This is a genomic window from Algibacter luteus (assembly GCF_900141715.1).
In the GTDB taxonomy this organism is placed as follows: domain Bacteria; phylum Bacteroidota; class Bacteroidia; order Flavobacteriales; family Flavobacteriaceae; genus Arenitalea; species Arenitalea lutea.
Window position 1 is genome coordinate 25145 of sequence record NZ_FQYK01000002.1, and the last position, 19324, is coordinate 44468.

General features: G+C 32.9%; 15 protein-coding genes. 6 read left to right on the forward strand and 9 right to left on the reverse strand.

Translation table 11 applies throughout. From position 1 onward, the window contains the following. Positions 1-26: 26 nt before the first annotated feature. Positions 27-479 carry a thioredoxin-dependent thiol peroxidase gene (gene bcp / locus BUA46_RS03655; RefSeq protein ID WP_019388736.1) on the reverse strand — a complete coding sequence of 151 codons (453 nt, stop codon included), beginning with the start codon at positions 477-479 and terminating at the stop codon, positions 27-29. Positions 480-514: 35 nt separating this feature from the next. Here bcp and BUA46_RS03660 point away from each other — a divergent pair, with 35 nt between their 5' ends. Further along, positions 515-1174, forward strand: coding sequence for an endonuclease III domain-containing protein (locus BUA46_RS03660; protein ID WP_019388737.1), 660 nt, complete (start codon positions 515-517; stop codon positions 1172-1174). Between the two features lie 231 nt (positions 1175-1405). On the opposite strand, the gene BUA46_RS03665 is transcribed toward BUA46_RS03660, so the two are convergent. Next, positions 1406-1990: an RNA polymerase sigma factor gene (locus BUA46_RS03665; protein ID WP_019388739.1), complete on the reverse strand. Its 585-nt coding sequence runs from the start codon at positions 1988-1990 to the stop codon at positions 1406-1408. 233 nt (positions 1991-2223) lie between these two features. Between BUA46_RS03665 and uvrA the strand changes: the two genes are divergently transcribed. Beyond that, a complete protein-coding gene (gene uvrA, locus BUA46_RS03670) occupies positions 2224-5007 on the forward strand; it encodes an excinuclease ABC subunit UvrA (RefSeq protein ID WP_019388740.1) in 2784 nt (927 codons plus the stop codon). 207 nt (positions 5008-5214) lie between these two features. Here the strand turns inward: uvrA and BUA46_RS03675 are convergent, their stop codons facing one another. Next, a complete protein-coding gene (locus BUA46_RS03675; protein ID WP_019388741.1) occupies positions 5215-6315 on the reverse strand; it encodes a DUF3667 domain-containing protein in 1101 nt (366 codons plus the stop codon). Between the two features lie 249 nt (positions 6316-6564). Between BUA46_RS03675 and BUA46_RS03680 the strand changes: the two genes are divergently transcribed. Beyond that, complete coding sequence (locus BUA46_RS03680) at positions 6565-7230, forward strand: hypothetical protein (RefSeq protein ID WP_143148067.1); 666 nt, start codon at positions 6565-6567, stop codon at positions 7228-7230. Positions 7231-7496: 266 nt separating this feature from the next. Continuing rightward, positions 7497-8723 carry a hypothetical protein gene (locus BUA46_RS03685; protein WP_019388743.1) on the forward strand — a complete coding sequence of 409 codons (1227 nt, stop codon included), beginning with the start codon at positions 7497-7499 and terminating at the stop codon, positions 8721-8723. Between the two features lie 75 nt (positions 8724-8798). Here BUA46_RS03685 and BUA46_RS03690 read toward each other — a convergent pair whose 3' ends face one another. The 4 genes from BUA46_RS03690 to BUA46_RS03705 form a co-directional block, all read right to left on the reverse strand. Then, positions 8799-10259: an oligosaccharide flippase family protein gene (locus BUA46_RS03690; protein WP_019388744.1), complete on the reverse strand. Its 1461-nt coding sequence runs from the start codon at positions 10257-10259 to the stop codon at positions 8799-8801. Continuing rightward, entirely contained in the window at positions 10259-11557 is a 1299-nt protein-coding gene (locus BUA46_RS03695) for a glycosyltransferase (RefSeq protein WP_019388745.1), read from the reverse strand. The genes BUA46_RS03690 and BUA46_RS03695 overlap by 1 nt, the downstream gene beginning before the upstream one ends. Next, the gene (locus BUA46_RS03700) at positions 11529-13961 is read right to left on the reverse strand and encodes a YfhO family protein (protein ID WP_019388746.1); all 2433 of its coding nucleotides are present in this window, start codon (positions 13959-13961) and stop codon (positions 11529-11531) included. Before BUA46_RS03700 ends, BUA46_RS03695 begins: the two co-directional genes overlap by 29 nt. Before the next feature lie 115 nt (positions 13962-14076). Further along, positions 14077-14340, reverse strand: coding sequence for a DUF4834 family protein (locus tag BUA46_RS03705; protein ID WP_019388747.1), 264 nt, complete (start codon positions 14338-14340; stop codon positions 14077-14079). A 146-nt stretch (positions 14341-14486) separates the two neighbouring features. Here BUA46_RS03705 and BUA46_RS03710 point away from each other — a divergent pair, with 146 nt between their 5' ends. Then, entirely contained in the window at positions 14487-15506 is a 1020-nt protein-coding gene (locus BUA46_RS03710) for a transporter (protein WP_019388748.1), read from the forward strand. A 30-nt stretch (positions 15507-15536) separates the two neighbouring features. Then, on the forward strand, positions 15537-16658 hold the full coding sequence (locus BUA46_RS03715) for a hypothetical protein (protein ID WP_019388749.1): 1122 nt from the start codon (positions 15537-15539) through the stop codon (positions 16656-16658). A gap of 63 nt (positions 16659-16721) precedes the next feature. Here the strand turns inward: BUA46_RS03715 and capB are convergent, their stop codons facing one another. Together capB and capA are read right to left on the reverse strand one after the other, a co-directional pair. Continuing rightward, on the reverse strand, positions 16722-17981 hold the full coding sequence (gene capB / locus BUA46_RS03720) for a cysteate-C-fatty acyltransferase (protein ID WP_019388750.1): 1260 nt from the start codon (positions 17979-17981) through the stop codon (positions 16722-16724). A gap of 246 nt (positions 17982-18227) precedes the next feature. Further along, complete coding sequence (gene capA, locus BUA46_RS03725) at positions 18228-19268, reverse strand: cysteate synthase (protein WP_019388751.1); 1041 nt, start codon at positions 19266-19268, stop codon at positions 18228-18230. Positions 19269-19324 lie beyond the last annotated feature (56 nt).

Below are 19324 nucleotides of genomic sequence, written 5' to 3' on the forward strand. Positions count from 1 at the left end.
ATCGGCTTTTTTTATTTTATTGTTTTCTACTCTAATATTTGAGCAGCATGATCTTTAGTTTTTACTTTATCAATAACACGATCTACAATACCTTTTTCATTAATAATAAAAGTTTTTCTGTGAATACCATCATACTCTCTTCCCATAAACTTTTTAGGTCCCCAAACACCAAATGCGTTGATAACCGTTTTATCTTCATCTGCTAATAAAGGAAATGGAAATTCGTATTTATTTTTAAAATTAGCTTGTCTTTTGGCTGAATCGGCACTTACGCCCAACAACTCAAAACCTTCTTCTTGTAACGCCTTATAATTATCTCTTAAATTACACGCCTCCACCGTACAACCAGGAGTACTAGCCTTAGGATAAAAGAAAACTACTAATTTTTTTCCTTTATAATCACTTAATGAAATGGTATTCCCTTGTTCATCTTTTGCAGTAAAATTAGGAACCGCATCACCTTGTTTTAATGTTTTCATAGTCTTAACTTTGATTTTTAACAAAAGTACAATTTATGACTAAAAAAGAACAGGTTAACTTCGTAATTAATACACTCTACAAACTTTATCCTGAAACACCCATTCCTTTAGACCATAAAGACCCCTATACACTGCTTATTGCCGTTTTAATGTCTGCACAAAGTACCGATGTTAGAGTCAATAAAATTACCCCCTTATTATTTGAAAAGGCAGACAACCCTTATGATATGGTGAAACTTACCGTTGAAGAAATTAGAGATATAATCAAACCGGTAGGATTATCGCCAATGAAAAGTAAAGGTATTCATGGCTTATCGGAAATTTTAATAGAAAAACACAACGGAGAAGTACCTCAAAGTTTCGAGGCACTAGAAGAACTCCCTGCAGTTGGACATAAAACTGCAAGTGTAGTAATGTCTCAAGCTTTTGGGGTTCCCGCTTTTCCTGTTGACACGCACATTCACAGACTTATGTATCGATGGAATTTAAGTAGCGGTAAGAACGTAGTTCAAACTGAAAAAGACGCTAAACGCCTGTTTCCAAAAGAACTATGGAATGATTTACACCTTCAAATTATTTGGTATGGTAGAGAGTATTCACCTGCAAGAGGTTGGGATTTAGAAAAAGATATTATCACTAAAACTATTGGAAGAAAATCTGTTATCAACGAATACTATAGAAACAAAAAGTCCTGATTTTAATAAAATCAGGACTTTTAATACTTAGTTCAGAAGCGCTTCAAACTTCATTTTATTACAATTTATAACACTTAAAGCCTTAGAATAATTTAGAAGAAAATTAACCGTCTCTTCTCGCGGTTCAAGATTTTTATTTTTTTTAATAAAATCTTCAGAGTAAATTTTTGCCATTTTTTCTATTTAAGGGTTAATTCAAATAGTAAACGAAACAAAAATTAGATTATTGTATTAGTTCGTTAAAACAATATTATGTTTATCAATTATTTTTCTCAAATTAATGAGTGCGTAACGCATTCTTCCTAGAGCAGTGTTAATACTTACACCCGTTCTTTCAGATATTTCTTTAAAGCTCATATCCTTGTAAATACGCATTAAAAGTACTTCTTTTTGGTCGTCTGGCAACTCATCAACCAATCGTCGCACATCAAATTCAACTTGTTCTTTTATCAAGGCTTTTTCAGCATTTAAACTACTATCACTTAAAACTGAAAAAATACTAAACTCACCTGCATTATCAAATTTTGGCATTCTGTTATTTTTTCTAAAATAGTCAATCACCAAATTATGCGAAATACGCATTACCCAAGGCAAAAACTTACCTTCTTCATTGTAATTTCCGCGTTTAAGCGTTCGTATTACTTTTATAAAAGCATCTTGGAAAATGTCTTCTGCAACATCTCTATCGTATACTTTTGAATAAATAAAACTGTAAATCTTTTGTTTGTGCCTTTTAATTAAGATTTCTAAAGCACCTTCGTTTCCTTTAATGTATTCACTAACTAGGATAGCATCGGTAATAAGTTCTTTCTGCATAATATTTACTTTTAATGCACGAAGTGGCCTTCGTTGCTTGGGGTTATTAAGTTTAAAAGTAATTTTTTATGCTATAGATGCTCGTTTTTAAATTGTTATGAATTCCAAATATAACAACAATCATTCCTAAAAAGCAACAATTAGCACCTTTTTTTAACAATATATTCGATAAACGGTTATTTTTTATGCTCGCATACTTGTCTTATCTTTGCGGAATTATTCCCATAAAATCTATGAAAACTGCGCTTTCTGAAGTAAATCCTAAAGAAAACATCATCATAAAAGGTGCAAAATTGCACAACCTTAAAAATATCGATGTAGTAATACCCAGAAACAAATTAGTAGTTATTACAGGCTTATCGGGCTCAGGGAAATCAAGTTTAGCTTTTGATACGCTTTACGCGGAAGGACAAAGACGCTACGTAGAAAGTTTATCAAGTTATGCCAGACAGTTTTTAGGGCGCTTAAACAAACCGAAAGTAGATTATATTAAAGGCATTGCTCCCGCTATTGCCATAGAACAGAAAGTGAATTCTACCAATCCACGTTCAACGGTTGGTACAACTACAGAAATTTACGATTACTTAAAATTACTTTTCGCTAGAATAGGCAGAACTTACTCCCCTGTATCTGGTTTGGAAGTAAAAAAAGACACGGTAACAGATGTTTTAAATTACTTAAAAACATTTCCTGAAGGCGAAAAACTGTTACTACTTGCTCCTATTTATTTAGAAGAAGGCAGAACAATTGAAGACAAAATCAACACGCTGCAACAGCAAGGTTACGCAAGAATTAAAGTTAATAATAACGTTTTAAGAATAGACGAAGCTCCGAAAATATCTAAAAAAGATAAGGTTTTACTAGTTGTTGATAGAGTTATCACCAAAGACGAAGAAGATTTTTATAACAGACTCGCAGATGCCATTCAAACTACTTTTTTTGAAGGCAAAGGCGAATGCATCATTGAAACTTTAAGCGACAACAAGCAACGACCATTTAGCAATAAGTTTGAATTGGATGACATAAGCTTCTTAGAACCTAATGTGCATTTATTCAGCTTTAATAATCCTTACGGCGCATGCCCTAAATGCGAAGGTTATGGTGATATTATTGGAATTGATGACGATTTAGTAATCCCAAACACCGGATTATCGGTATATGAGAGCGCCATTTTTCCATGGCGAGGTGAAAGCATGAGTTATTATAAAGACCAATTGGTGAATAACTCGCATAAATTCGATTTTCCAATTCATAAACCATATTTTGAATTAACAGACGCTCAAAAACAACTTGTTTGGACAGGTAATAAATATTTTGAAGGATTAAATTCTTTCTTTGCCGAATTAGAATCTAAAGCATACAAAATTCAAAACCGTGTGATGCTATCGCGTTACCGCGGAAAAACAAAATGTAAAGCTTGTAATGGTAAGCGATTAAGACCCGAGGCTAACTATGTAAAAATTGCTGGAGCTACAATTACAGATTTGGTTGAAATGCCATTAAATAAACTAACCAACTTTTTTAAGCAACTCGAATTAAACGATTATGATACTCAAATTGCTAGTCGTTTATTAAAGGAAATCAATAATCGATTGTCGTTTTTAGCTAATGTTGGTTTAGATTATTTAACACTTAATAGAAAATCAAATACGTTATCTGGCGGTGAAAGTCAACGGATCAATCTTGCAACCTCGCTAGGAAGCAGCTTAGTCGGTTCTATGTATATTTTAGATGAACCTAGTATAGGCTTGCATCCAAAAGATACCGAACGACTCATTTCAGTTTTAAAATCATTACGAGATCTAGGAAACACCGTAATTGTTGTTGAGCACGACGAAGATATAATGAAAGCTGCCGATGCAATAATTGACATAGGTCCCGAAGCAGGAACTTTTGGCGGTTCGGTAGTTGCAGAAGGCACATTTCTAGATATTTTAGCTTCACAATCATTAACAGCAAAATATTTAAATGGTGAGTTAGAAATTGAAGTCCCAAAAACCCGAAGAACTTCAAAATATCACGTAGATGTAATTGGTGCTCGCGAAAACAACCTAAAAAACATCAATGTTACCTTCCCATTGGGTATGCTCACTGTAGTTACAGGGGTTTCTGGAAGCGGAAAAAGTACATTGGTTAAAAAAATACTATTTCCAGCAATTCAAAAAAAACTCACCGATTTTAGTGATAAAGCAGGACAGTTTACAACCTTAGAAGGCAATTTTAGCAACATCAACCATATCGAATTTGTAGACCAAAATCCAATTGGCAGGTCTTCAAGATCTAATCCAGTAACCTACATAAAGGCTTACGACGATATTCGAGCCCTTTTTTCAAAACAAAAGCTAAGCGTTATAAGAAACTACCAAGCAAAACATTTTTCTTTTAATGTAGATGGCGGACGCTGTGAGACTTGTAAAGGCGAAGGTGAAGTAACCATTGAAATGCAATTTATGGCCGATGTGCATCTAGAATGCGAAACCTGTAAAGGCAAACGCTTTAAAAAAGAAGTTCTAGAAGTCACGTTTGCCGATAAAAATATAGATAACATTCTAAATCTTACTATCGACGATGCTGTTGCTTTCTTCGAAGCCACAGCACAAACTAAAATTAAAAACAAATTACAACCACTGCAAGATGTCGGTTTAGGCTATGTCACTTTGGGCCAGAGCTCTTCTACCCTCTCAGGCGGTGAAGCGCAGCGTATCAAACTCGCTTCTTTTTTAGGAAAAGGAAACAATAAAGAAAAAGCACTTTTTATTTTCGACGAGCCCACAACAGGCCTACATTTTCACGATATTCAAAAACTATTAAAATCCTTCAACGCGTTAATTGCCAAAGGGCACTCCATAATTGTAGTCGAGCATAATATCGATTTAATAAAGTGTGCAGACTATATTATCGATTTAGGTCCTAAAGGCGGTGAAAACGGCGGGCACCTTGTAGCTTCTGGCACTCCCGAAGAGATCATTAAAATAAAAACATCTGAAACTGGTAAGTATTTAAAAGATAAACTGTAAAAGCATTATTATTTCTTGGACATCTGACTGATTGCAGGCAGGTTACCGCAAGGGTCGGGCTTTACATTCCAAGTCCTCAGTCGTGCCTCCCTGCGGGCTTTTATTCATGGATTTCTATTTTAAATTAATGAATTCTTGAACATAAATGTTTCATTACAATCCCTAACGCGAATCAAAATTCTATTTAGAATTGATTCTTTAGTCGTTTCAATAAAACAAAAAGGCAAACATTCCTAAAACCGCAGCTGTTAATGGCGCCACAAATATTAAAAACAAAATTGAAGTAACACTTGCCTTTACCAAGGTTTTAAACCTGCTTTGATTATAAAAACGTCTTAAGGCCAAGTACAAATAAACAAAAGTAGAAAAGGCTAATAACCAATCCAACCAATCTGGAATATCAAAAATAAAATTGATTCCAATAATGATACTAAATACCGTAAACAAAAAAGAGAAGTAGTAAAAACTAAATACTAAATGATGCGCGTACAACCCATGTTTCCTGTAAAATAGCTTTAAAAACAACGCGAAAATGGGTAGTAAAAAAAACATAGCAATAGGTATCGCATCATAAAATGCTTGTAAAATACTGCCGCCACTTCTGGATTTATAAAACTTTAAGGCCTGTTTATAAATACGTTTTTTAATGTAACCAGCATCCTGCTCCATTCCCATAGCCCTATAAATTTGAGCCTCTGGTGCATCTACTTCAATCAGAGAATCTACCTTCTTTTCATCAAAATCAAATGTAACCGTACGTTTTTGGTCATCGACTTCTTCTATAAACAAAGAATCTATTTTTTCTTTAGAATATTCATCAATAAAAACGTTGTCGTTTAACGATTTAAGAAGTTTTGCTCTAGTAATTGAATCTTGTAAATTATTAACTGTTTCCTGAACCAATTTTAAAGAATCTAAAATGCCCTCATCTTTAAACTTATTAAAAGCATTGTCCTTTTTAAGTGTTTTTGCTAGACTATCGTTCAAACTTTGCACTTGGCTACGTTGAATAAACGAAAACAAGAAGAAAAACACTATGGCAATAAACAAATACATTTGCGCCGGATGCAAATACAACAACCGCTTGCCTTCAATAAATTTTGATGCTAAATATCCAGGTTTAAACAATAAGGGTAAGAAACTCTTAAAAAACCGCGCATCAAAGGAAAAATAATTACTAATCGTATTATAAAACAGCACCTTTACAGTAAGCTCGTCTTTAGCTTGCTGCCCGCAATGCGGACAAAATTTAAAACCTTCATTAAACTGTTGTTCGCAATTTTTGCAAGTTTCTTTTTTGGTTTTCATTATAAATGATTGGTTTCTATAAAAGTAACAAAAATTTTGCCTCACCTAATATCCTATGTATACCAAATAGTATCCTTATTATTTTCATAATTATCACAATCAGCAAATCCATACAACATTTTAATTTATAACACAAACCTAAGTAGCTTATAAACAATCGCTTACATTTTTGGCACGCAAATTGAAAACCATTAAGCAATAGCGTAAGCCGAAAAGCTAAAGAGTAGGCAGAATGAAAATCCTAAGATTATGAAAAGATTATTACTAGTATGTGCAAGTTTGTTGATAGGATTAACAACTGCATCAGCATCAGAACTAAACAACCAGAAACCAAAAATAAAGTTAGAGAAAAAGAAAAACTACCGTTTTGCAGAACCAATTTCGTTTATTGAACGCGGTATAGAGTTTTTAATATTCCCTGATGGCAGTTTCGATTTTAACACAAATATTTACGACGATTATGATGATGATATTTTACATAGAAACAATTCTAGAAGAAGCAACATTAATACCTCACAAAGAGGTCCGAATGTATCGGTAGCTTTTACAGTATCCTCAAAAAATAATCGCGGTGTACTTATTTCAAGAGACCGTTTTGGTAAAGTAAGACGCATTGGTAATGTGTATTTAAATTATAACCGAAGAGGAAATATTACTCGTGTTGGCTCTGTTTTTATCAATTATAGCAGAGGTAAACATGCTACAGTAAATCAAATTGGTGGTTTAAGAGTACAATATAACCGTTGGGGAGAAATTGTACACACCAGAGGATTTGTGAACAGAAACAACCGTGTGTCTCATTGCGATGTGGTTAATTATCAAGATTTAGATAGACACCATAATGATTATGACGACAGCTACTACTATTACAAAAAAAATGGTAAGGTTAACAAACTAAAAAAGAAGAGAAAATAATTTTTTGAGATTAGTTATTAGTTAAAAGTGAAAACCTCGAAGTTGTAAAGACTTCGAGGTTTTTTTAATTCCTTTAATTTAAAAATTGAATATCCCACCATCAACGTAACTATTTGTAATTAATAATTGTCGTTTATAATCATATATAAATAGACAAAAAGAAACAACCAATAATTTTCTTAGTGTTTATAAGGCTTCAACACATAATGTATTTTTTTGGCACGCTGTTTGTAATTACTAAAACGTAACCCATAAAATTTACAATTATGAAAAAGTTTATATTCTTATTAGCAGGATTAATCCTAACAGGATTTACTGTTAACGCAACCACAACCAACACAACTGAAGCCAATGCCAATGCAACATATTATGGAGGTTATGGAAACTCTTTCATATTTGTAGAAAATGGCATCGAATTCTCTGTATTTAGAGATGGTCAATTTGATTTTAACATCTTAAGAAACAATTCACGTTTCGGTGTAAATGTTAATACAAGAAATGTTAATATTAGTTTCAATTCTGGTTACGATTATAATGCTTACGTACAATATGATGAGTTTGGTGCAATAATTCAAATTGAAAATACACCTATTTTTTATGATTATTACGGACGTGTTTCTCAAGTTGGAAATGTAAATATTTACTATAACAATTTTGGTTATGTAAACCGAATTGGTGGATTATATGTTCACTACAGAAATAACGTATTTACGCATTATACTGGATTTATAAACATTTACAACAGAGCCTACGTTTACAGACCTTGGCACCGTTACTACAGTATTCCTGCATACGATTATTGTGTAGTATATAACAGGCCTTACAGACAATTTTACAACCCTGTTCGTTATACATATAGAAGACCTTTTTATAACAATTACAGACCTAGAACTGCAATTGCAACAAGAAGAGGACACGAGATTAAGCGAAACAGAAATTATGCTACTGTAAATCGAAGCCAAAGAAATGTTACTCAAGTTAACAGAAACGCAAACTCTAGAAGAAGTGTTGCTCAAAACAACAATTCGACAAGACGAAATAACTCTATTAATAATAACTCAAGAAAATCTAATTCGTCTGCAGTTAATAGAAATATTAATAGAAGCGAAACTACGAGAAGAACAACTTCTAATAACAACAATAGAGTTACAAGAGAGAACAATAATAGAACTGTGAATAGACAAACAACGTCTACAAACAATACTAGAACAACAAGAAATAACGTTAATAGAAATAATAAAAATACGAGCACAAGAGCAAATGAGGTAAGACGTGAACAAAAAACTAGAACAGTTCAAAAACCAAAAAGCACAAATACTCGTAAATATAATAGTAACAATACAAGAAGCACTAGAAATACTCAAATTGCGCAGCGTACGGTGAATAAGCCAAGAACAACCACGCAAAAACGTACAACAACAAGAGCTACGCAAGCAAAAAGTAATTCTAGAAACAATACAAGATCGACAACTTCAAACAGAAGACGATCATAAAAATTTTGGTTGGTTAGTTTGGAAAGCCCTACGAGTAGTTCGCCTCAAAGCAACATCGTGGGGTTTTCTCTTTTATTAATTCAGGAATTTTAAATACTTCTTCATCACCAAAGAAATATCCTCTGAAAAATTGTATTTATAAATTACAACAAGATACAGTATTGAAACTAATGCCGATTTTAATGCTATGTTCAATATAGGATGAAAAGGAAATTCCCAAAAATAAAACAACAATACACTCACTACCAATAATAACCCAATTTTAAAAGTATAACGTGTAAAAGGATACATTTTAAACTTTCTGTAAACAAAAATCAACTTTACAGTATTATAGACAAAAACTGCAATAAACGTAGCAATACCGGCTCCATTTATTCCATAAATTGGTATAAACAGTATATTTAAAAGAATCATTAAAACCACAAGTATCACTCCTAAAACAAGAACAACTCTATAATAATCACTATTAAACAAAATAGCATTATTACTTCCTAATGCATTATCATAAAGCTTTATGGAGCTAATCATAAATACAACTAACAATCCTCCACTAAACTCTTCAGGGATAATGTGATACAATTGATTGATGTTTAAAACAATCAACAAAAAAATAAACCCGCTGATAATAAATAGATTAAGCGAACTACGTTTATACAAATCTTCTAAAGCGTCAAAATCTTTTTCATTTAAATATTTTGCTGATAAAGGCAATAATATTTGATGCATTGAGCGCTGAGGCACCGCAATTACAGTAGCTATAAATATGGCTACATTGTAATAAGCAATCTCTTTAATATCAATATAATGCCCGAGCATTACCTTGTCTACATCTAACAAAATAGTGGCAATTGAACCCGCAATGATTATTAAAAAAGAGTATTTTAAAATACTTGACAAATTAGGAACACGTTTGAAAATAATTTTAGGCAGTTTAATGCTAAAGGCATAAAATGTCATTACCAGCATTCTCAACACATAAACCAAAACCAATCCTGCCATAAATTGCTCCAAATCTATTACTTTAATATGCAATAAAAACAGCAGAACCATAGCGCCAACTCTATGAAACACTTCTTTCATAAAATTACCAAACACCGTCTGCATCTGTACTTTAGCCCAAGCAAAAAACACTTCGAAATAAGCCAAAGCAATGGCTACGATTAAAGTATGCCACAAATAGTCTTTTATAATTTCGTTTTTGTTTGAAAGAAAGCTTGCAATGGTTTCATAACCCAAATATGTTATAAGCGTTATGGGAACTATAATACAAAGAGGCAACACCAGCATGAGTGTCAAAAAGCTATTTAGCGAAACTCTTGTTTTAAAAGTTGAATAAAATTTAACTAAGGTATTGTGCATCCCAAATGCCATAAAAGGCATCACTACGTAGGCCAAAGACAGCATGTAACCTACCATACCGTAATACTCATCACTTAAAAATTCGGTATAAAGAAATAAGGTATTAATAGCTCCAATAAAAAAGCCTAAATAGGTGGAAATGATGTTTTTAAAGGACTGTGATGCAACGATTCCCATTATAGTAAATTAGCTAGCGATTTTGTAAGTGCCTTTCTGTGATACTTTTGCAAACCAATGGGGTGAGTCTGCAACGTATTATTTTGATAAGCTTTATAATGGTCTAAGATAATTCTTTTTAATGATTCGTAATCTTTATAGTTAAAGTAGTTTCCTGTATTGGTTTCTTTAATAATTTTTTCTACATCAGAATCTTTAGGACCAATGGCAACAATAGGTCTATTTGATACCATATACTCAAAAAGTTTACCAGGAATAATGCACTTGGTGTCTTCAGAATCTATTTCAATAAGCAATAAAATTTGTGATTTATTTTGATATGTAATAGCTTCTTTATGTGAAACATAACCTACTCTATTTATATAATCACTTAAGTTATAAGTTTTTATTGAATTTAAAACACTTACACTAACTGAACCTACTAAATTGAGTTGAAAATCATTCGAAAAACTTTCGTTTTCATGGATTAATTCACTTAAAACTTGCCATAAAATTTCAGGATTTCGTTTAGATAATAACGACCCAATATGCGACATACTGAATTTTGAATCCATTTGAATATTTACAGCTTCTTGATTATCATATCCATTAGTGATAACTTCAATAGGCTTCTTTGTAATGGCCTGAAACTCTTTTTTCGTTTCCCAACTTGTTACAATAATTTGATCGGACGAATTTAATACTTGCTTTTCTAATGATTTGTGCTTCCTTTTTGAAGCTGGAGTTAATTTAAGTTGTTTATGATACCCAATAGTGGTCCACGGGTCTCTAAAATCTGCAAACCACTTTACGTCTAGTTTTTGCTTTAAATGAAGCCCAATTAAATGCACGCTATGTGGCGGACCAGTAGTAATAATCGTTTCTATACCTTCCTTTTCTATATAGTCTAAAAGAAAAGACACCGAAGGGGTTACCCAGCCAATTCTCGCATCAGGAATAAAAAAATTTCCTCGAATAAAAAGCATTGCTCTCTCCATAAAAGATTGTTCCTTTTTATCAGAAATAATTCCTTTACTAATTGTTTTTGAAGATTTATTTGAAAAGAAACTAGCCCATTTATAAGGCTCACTAATGGGATGACTAATCAGAGTAACATCTTTTGAAACTTCAGAAACTAAACTTTCATCTATAATTGGATAATTTGCGTTTTCCGGAATAAAAACAATTGGATTTACGCTAAATTCTGGCAAATACTTCACAAATTTAAGCCAACGCTGTACTCCGGGACCTCCAGCTGGTGGCCAATAATACGTGATTATAAGAACTTTTTTAGACACCTTTTGTTTTCTTAAACTCATAAAACAATCCAGCTAATAATAACACACCAAGCATAATAGAACTCGCTAAAGCAATACTACTTCCGGTTTTAACCACTTCTGGGTCAAATTTAAACTCTATGGTGTGGTTGCCTGCGGGAATTGGCATACCGCGTAAAATGTAATTTACGCGCATGTGGCTTGTTTCTTTACCATCAATATAAGTTTTCCAACCCTTAGGATAGTAAATCTCTGAAAACACCGCAAACCCATCATTTTTATTAGTTGACTGATACTTTAAATAATTTGGAGCATGCTTAATTAAACGAATAACAGCCAATGAATCTATATCGTACTTATTCTTAAGATTTTGAAAAGATGATAAGGCTTCATGATTTGTATATACCGCCTTCGCTTTTGTATCTAATTCCCCTAAAATAGTAATTTCACTATTTGCGGATTCTACTTTTTCTAAATCATTCACAAACCAAGCATTGCCATTAACTTGATCATTCATATAAGGAAAGGCATCTCCATTTTCATCTTGAGCCACAATGTACTTTGTATTTAACATATTAAATACATTGATATTATTTTGTGCTATATGAAAATCGAATACTTCACGGTAGCGTCTTAACTCCGCAGCATTATAGCCATTTAATGAATTGTGAAAATAAGAAGGTTTCGATGGTCCTGAAACCATATCAAAAACCCTAAAATGCGTCGTGTCTTTTAAAATATACTTATCTATCTCTGTTTCTTGAAAAGGCTTACTCATCTTCACGCCTGCAACAAAATTTTCATTATTTACATAGCGCCTATCAACACCAACCAAATCAAAAAGTATTAATACCCCTAAAGCTACTACTACCCATTGCTCCTTTAATTTTTCCTTTAAAAAGCAGTAAATAATTCCAGCAGAAAGTAACACTAAAACCAGTGTTCGAATCGCGTCTTGGGCAAATATTGATTTTCTATCTGTTTTTAAGGCATCCACAAAATCTTGTCCGTAATTCTGACGGTAAAGTCCGTCGTTAATTCCAACAAAATCAAACAAAGAGGACTTAAACAATATGAAAATTAGAGTTAAACCACCCGTTATTATTACAGATAGCTTTAGCGCTTTCAATTTATCTTCTTTCTTGTTAAAATCATTAAAGAGTTTAACTAAACCAAAAACAGCTAAAGCAGGAATACATAGCTCTAAGATCACTTGAATAGAACTTACTGCTCTAAACTTGTTGTAAAGAGGTATATGATCAATAAAAATATCTGTAAGAAACCCTAAATTCTTTCCATAAGATAATAATAGAGAAAACAGCGTTCCACCAACTAGCCACCACTTCAATCTTCCCTTTACTAAAAACAAAGCGAATACAAATAAGAACAATATTACTGCACCGACATACGCTGGAGCTTCAACAATAGGCTGTTTCCCCCAATACATAGGCGCACGCTTAGCCTCTTGTGCTGCTTGTGTGGTCGTGGCTCCTAGTTTTCTATAAGCTTCGTAAGTTGCCGAATCTCGTCCAACATCTTCGCTATTACCACCTCCCATGAAACGCGGAATAAACAAATTAAACGTTTCAACAATGCCATAACTAAATTGCGTTATATAATCTCTATCTAAACCAGAAGTTTCCTCTTTTGGTGTACCATCTGAGTTTATGGTCAATTCACTTTTACTTCGCTTACTTTCCTTGACATATTCCTGTGTCGCTAAAAAATTTGTAGCGTTTAATGCGATTGATAAAACAACTGCGGCAATTAAAATTCCAATAGACTTGAAATAATGAGAAAGCATATGTTTTCTAAAAGCGTCAACCAAATACGCGATACCTAAAACTATCACTAAAAACATGAGGTAGTAGGTCATTTGAAAATGATTTGCTACTAATTCTAAGCCCATAGCAATGGTAGTGAGCAAAAACCCGAGAACATATCGTTTTTGAAACACAAGTAAAATTCCGCTTAAAACTAATGGCATATAAGCTATGGCATGCGCTTTACTATTATGCCCTACACCTAAAATAATGATTAAATAGGTAGAAAAACCAAACGCCAATGCGCCTAGAACTGCGAGTTTATAATCGACCTTTAACACGATTAAAAACACATAAAAACTTAACAGGTATAGAAATAAATAATCTGCTGGTCGTGGCAAAAAACGTAATGCCAAATCAAGCTTTTTTATATAATTATGCGGATACCTTGCGCCTAACTGATACGTTGGCATTCCTCCAAAAGCAGCATTCGTCCAATAGGTTTCGGCTCCAGTTTCCGCTTTAAAATCAGTTTGTTGCTTACTCATACCAATATACTGCACTATATCATTCTGATAAATGGCTTTTCCTTGTAAAACAGGACTGAAATAAGCTAATGAAATTATAATAAAACCTAGTAAAACGAATACGTGAGGTAAATACTTTTTAGTTGATAACTGCATGGATATGTTTTAAAAAACAACGATGGTTAAATTAAGTATATTTTTTGAGAATTTACAATAGGGTGCCACAAGACATTAATCTGGCATTTAACTCATAATGAACAATAGAAAAAACCTATTCAATTTCTTCGTAATCCACATATTCTCCAACGTCTTTATTTGAAGTTTTTGTTTTAGGAATCTTGTCAATTATAACTTCACCTTCTTTTTTAGGAGCTTCTTTTCTTTGTGTTTTTTGAAAATCACCAAATTGTTCGCCAAATTGTTTTTCCATTTTCTTAGAAGCATATTTTACCAAAAAAGGGGCAAAAATTCTTGAAAGTACTTTTATTCCGTAGTAAACTAATACAATTATAAGTATGGTTCTTAATAAACCCATTTTAAGCTTTTAATTTATAATACATAACAAAAATACAATTCTATCTCTTTAAAAAACGTTCAAGAATGATAAAAAAAGTATAAAATATCTATATTTGAAAAAGCCTTTAATACCTTTTTACAAAAAAGCTAGTTAAACTTATGATTATGAGCCCAATTAAATCTATCCTATTGCTGTTGTTTTGCTTAACAGTAACACAAGCCTTTTGCCAATATACCGATGTTATTAATTCCAATAGACCAGGCGTATCTAGAAGCGCATTTTCTGTTGGAACCAATGTGGCACAATTTGAGTTCGGACCCTATATGTTAAAAGAAGAAAGAACACCAGCTGCGGCTTACGAAGTTTCTGGTTTTGGAATTGATTTTGCTGCGAGATACGGACTATTGTTTGAAGAATTAGAATTAAACATTGAAGGAACTTACCAAAACGATACTAAAACATTCATGTCTAATTTTTCGGAAGACGACAGAAGAGCAAATTTTAAATTTCTTGCAGTAGGAGCCAAATATCTTATTTTTGATCCTTATAAAAATGCCGAGGAAGATAAACCGAACCTGTATAGCTGGAAAGCAAACCGTCAATTTAAATGGAAATCGTTAATTCCTGCTGTTTCAGTATACTTAGGCGCAAATTACGACACAAAACCTAATCCATATACCTTTACAGGAATTGAAGGTTTTAGCCCGAAAGTGATGATTGCTACGCAGAACAACTTTTCTGGTGGATGGGTTTTAGTAATGAATTTAATTAAAGACCGCATAGGTACAGACCAATCCGATTTTCAATATATACTAACACTAACACATTCTTTCAGTCCAAAATGGGTAATTTTTGGCGAAACACAAGGTATAAAAAGTGATTTTTATGCCGATAATCTTTTTAGATTTGGCGGTGCTTATTTGTGGGGTAAAGATTTTCAATTGGATACAGCATTAACCTTTAACACAAAAGACACACCTTCTGTGTTTGCTGTAAATTTCGGAGCTTCTTATCGATTAGATTTCCACAGGGACAAAGAAATTGACAACGGAACCTCAGCCGAAAACGAAGGCATAAGAAGATCAAACAGAAGTGGAAAAAATAAGAAAAGAAAAAAATCTGATGCAAGTGATTCAGATTCAAAGACAAACAAACGAAAAAAGAAAGAAATAGACTTTGACTAATCATCAAACAGCAATTCGTATCATAACACTATGATTACACTTAAAGAAGTAAAATCTAAAAAAGAGCTTAAAGCTTTTGTAAAATTTCCTTTTAAGCTTTATAAAGACTCGAAATATTGGGTGCCTCCAATTATCAGTCAGGAAATAAAAACATTTAGCAAAAAAGAAAACCCAGTTTTTAATGATGCGGAAGCGAGATTATTTCTAGCTTATAAGAATAATGAAATTGTTGGCAGAATAGCAGCCATAGTAAATTGGCTTGAAATTAAGAAGCAGAATCAAAAAAAAATGCGTTTTGGCTGGTTTGATTTTATTGATGACCTAGAAGTTTCGAAAGCCCTTTTAGATGAAGTTGAAAAAATTGGAAAAGAATACCGACTTGAATACACAGAAGGTCCTGTTGGGTTTTCTAACTTAGACAAAGTTGGCGTAGTAACTGAAGGATATGATTCCATAGCACCTATGGTAACTTGGTATAACTACGAATACTACATAAAACATTACGAAGCCGCCAATTACAAAGTTGAAAAGTCCTATTCTGAAAGTAGATTTCCATTTAAAAATGTAAAACCAGAGTTTTTTAAAAAAGCTCAGGAACTTATTAAAAGGCGTTACCAATTAACACCTTTAAAACTTACCAAGACAGAGGAAGTTATGCCTTATGCCGACAAGATGTTTGACTTGTTTAATGAGAGTTATGCATCTTTATCTTCGTTTGTAGCCATAAATGATATTCAAAAAGAATACTTTAAAAAGAAATTTATAAGTTTTATAAATCCAGAATACATTAAGTTTATTGTGGATAAAGATGACAACATGATAGGTTTCGCTATTGTTATGCCTTCATTTGCCGAAGCCTTACAAAAAGCTAAAGGCAAATTGTTTCCATTTGGTTTTAAACACATTTTAAAAGCTAAAAAAAACAGTAAGGATGTTATTTTTTATCTCATTGGAATTCATCCAGAATACCAAAACAAAGGTGTACATGCTGTTATTTTTAACGAATATTACGAAACATTTAAAGCAAAAGGCATCGAAACCTGTTTTAGAACACCAGAATTAGAAGATAACGAAGCCATTCATAAAATATGGAAACACTTTGATCCTGAAGTTTACCGTCGCAGAAAAACATTCAAAAAAGATTTAGCTTAATAATAAAAACAAAAAAATCCAATTCAAATGAATCGGATTTTTTATACCATATAATGAATTCCTCTACTCGCCCATTGCCGCCATTAATGCTGCAGACAAACGCTTATAAGTTCCGTTTTCTAAACGATCTCTAATCGCATCAAAAGCATCTAATGTTTCTGTTACATCTTGTAACGTATGTGTTGCTGTTGGTATTAATCTAAGTAAAATTAACCCTTTAGGTATAACAGGATAAACTACTATAGAACAGAAGATTCCGTAATTTTCACGAAGATCTCTTACTAAAGCCATAGCTTCAGGAATACTACCTTTTAAATATACTGGCGTAACACAACTTTGTGTGGTTCCAATATCGAAACCACGATCTTTCAAACCAGATTGTAATGCGTTTACATTCTCCCATAATTTTGCTTTTAATTCTGGCATAGTCCTAAGCATATCTAATCGCTTTAATGCACCAACAACTAATTGCATCTGCAATGATTTTGCAAACATTTGAGAACGTAAATTATATTTTAAATAATCAATAATTTCTTGATCGCCAGCAATAAAAGCTCCTGTACTTGCTAATGATTTAGCAAATGTTGCAAAATACACATCAATATCATCTTGCACGCCTTGCTCTTCTCCTGCTCCAGCGCCTGTTGCTCCTAGCGTACCAAAACCGTGTGCATCATCAACAAATAATCTGAAATTAAATTTCTTTTTAAGTGCTACTATTTCTTTTAATCGACCTTGCTCACCACGCATTCCAAAAACTCCTTCAGAGATAACCAAAATACCTCCGCCTGTTTGTTCTGCCATTTTTGTAGCTCGCTCTAAGTTTTTCTCTAAACTTTCAACATCATTATGCTTATAGGTAAATCGTTTACCCATATGTAATCGTACTCCATCTATTATACAAGCATGTGCATCGACATCGTAAACTATAATATCATCTTTAGCAACCAAAGCGTCTATTGTAGATACCATACCTTGATAACCAAAATTTAAAAGATAAGCCGCTTCTTTATTCACAAAAGACGCCAACTCGTTTTGAAGCTTTTCGTGTAAATCTGTATGACCAGACATCATTCTTGCTCCCATGGGATATGCAGAGCCATATTGCGCAGCTGCTTCAGCATCTACTTTACGAACTTCTGGATGATTTGCTAATCCTAAATAATCATTAATACTCCATGTAATAACATCTTTCCCTTGAAATTTCATGCGATTTGAAATTTCTCCTTCTAATTTAGGAAACACAAAGTAACCTTCAGCCTGAGACGCCCACTTTCCTAATGGTCCTTTGTCTTTATAAATTTTTTCGAATAAATCTTTCATTTAGTAAATCTTATTGCTATTAAAATTAAGACATAACTACAACTAGATAATTGCTTTTTAATTGGGATATAAACACTTTAGTATTTAAAAATTCAAGAAGCCTTAGTCCTTAGTTAGTTGTTGCAAAATTAATTATTTATCTGCTTTGAACATAATTTTTAATGCTCAATTATTAACAAAATATAAAAAGAGACTATTATTACCTTTCAAGTAAAAAATAGTCTCTTTTTTTTTAATTTTTGTAATCTATTTTATGTACTGAATATTTTGAGCTGCGGCTTCATTGACACTATCAAAGAAACCTTGTTCATTCATCCATTTATCGCTATAAACCTTACTCATGTATCTTGCACCATGGTCTGGAAATATTACGACTACGTTATCTCCTTTTTTAAATCGTCCCTCTTCACCCAATTGCAATAAGGCCTGAGTTACGGCACCGGAAGTATAACCAACAAACATTCCTTCAGTTTTTGCAATTAATCTCGCGGTGTGAGCACTATCTTCATCTGTTACTTTTACAAACTCATCAATAACATCAAAATCTGTAGCTGTAGGAATTAAGTTTTTACCTAAACCTTCTATTCGGTATGGATAAATTTCTTTTTCATCAAACTCTCTAGTTTCATGATATTTCTTGATAACAGAACCAAATGCATCAACACCAATGACTTGAATATCTGGGTTTTGCTCTTTTAAATATTTTGCTGTACCAGAAATAGTTCCACCTGTTCCGCTACAAGCTAGTAAATGTGTTATTTTACCTTCAGTTTGCTCCCAAATTTCAGGACCTGTAGATTTATAATGTGCATCAATATTTAATTGATTGAAATATTGATTGATGTAAACCGATCCTTTGATTTCGCTATGTAAACGTTTTGCAACCTCGTAATAAGAACGCGGATCGTCTGCACTAACGTGTGCTGGACATACATAAACCTTGGCTCCCATCGTTTTTAACATGTCTATCTTGTCTGGCGACGATTTAGAACTTACAGCCAATACACAGTCATAACCTTTTATGATACTTACCATAGCAATACTAAAACCAGTATTACCTGAGGTAGTTTCAATAATAGTGTCACCTGGAGAAAGGATACCTTTCTTTTCGGCTTCTTCAATGATGTAAAGTGCTATTCTGTCTTTAGATGAGTGTCCAGGGTTAAAAGATTCTACTTTCGCGTAAAAGTTTCCTTTAAACTTGGAAGCTATTTTATTAAGTTTAACAAGCGGAGTATTGCCTACTAAATCTAATACATTATCAAATACTTGATTTCTGTTTTTCATATAAGCTCTTTAAAACTGCCGTGTTTTTTAAATACACAAACACAGTTTAAACCGAA

What these genes read in the sequence shown, in the direction of transcription:
- BUA46_RS03675 (WP_019388741.1), bottom strand. Translation starts at nt 6,315, where the DNA reads ATGAAAACCAAAAAAGAAACTTGCAAAAATTGCGAACAACAGTTTAAT.
- bcp (WP_019388736.1), bottom strand. Translation starts at nt 479, where the DNA reads ATGAAAACATTAAAACAAGGTGATGCGGTTCCTAATTTTACTGCAAAA.
- BUA46_RS03705 (WP_019388747.1), bottom strand. Translation starts at nt 14,340, where the DNA reads ATGGGTTTATTAAGAACCATACTTATAATTGTATTAGTTTACTACGGA.
- BUA46_RS03710 (WP_019388748.1), top strand. Translation starts at nt 14,487, where the DNA reads ATGAGCCCAATTAAATCTATCCTATTGCTGTTGTTTTGCTTAACAGTA.
- BUA46_RS03690 (WP_019388744.1), bottom strand. Translation starts at nt 10,259, where the DNA reads ATGGGAATCGTTGCATCACAGTCCTTTAAAAACATCATTTCCACCTAT.
- uvrA (WP_019388740.1), top strand. Translation starts at nt 2,224, where the DNA reads ATGAAAACTGCGCTTTCTGAAGTAAATCCTAAAGAAAACATCATCATA.
- BUA46_RS03715 (WP_019388749.1), top strand. Translation starts at nt 15,537, where the DNA reads ATGATTACACTTAAAGAAGTAAAATCTAAAAAAGAGCTTAAAGCTTTT.
- capA (WP_019388751.1), bottom strand. Translation starts at nt 19,268, where the DNA reads ATGAAAAACAGAAATCAAGTATTTGATAATGTATTAGATTTAGTAGGC.
- BUA46_RS03685 (WP_019388743.1), top strand. Translation starts at nt 7,497, where the DNA reads ATGAAAAAGTTTATATTCTTATTAGCAGGATTAATCCTAACAGGATTT.
- capB (WP_019388750.1), bottom strand. Translation starts at nt 17,981, where the DNA reads ATGAAAGATTTATTCGAAAAAATTTATAAAGACAAAGGACCATTAGGA.
- BUA46_RS03680 (WP_143148067.1), top strand. Translation starts at nt 6,565, where the DNA reads ATGAAAAGATTATTACTAGTATGTGCAAGTTTGTTGATAGGATTAACA.
- BUA46_RS03695 (WP_019388745.1), bottom strand. Translation starts at nt 11,557, where the DNA reads ATGAGTTTAAGAAAACAAAAGGTGTCTAAAAAAGTTCTTATAATCACG.
- BUA46_RS03665 (WP_019388739.1), bottom strand. Translation starts at nt 1,990, where the DNA reads ATGCAGAAAGAACTTATTACCGATGCTATCCTAGTTAGTGAATACATT.
- BUA46_RS03660 (WP_019388737.1), top strand. Translation starts at nt 515, where the DNA reads ATGACTAAAAAAGAACAGGTTAACTTCGTAATTAATACACTCTACAAA.
- BUA46_RS03700 (WP_019388746.1), bottom strand. Translation starts at nt 13,961, where the DNA reads ATGCAGTTATCAACTAAAAAGTATTTACCTCACGTATTCGTTTTACTA.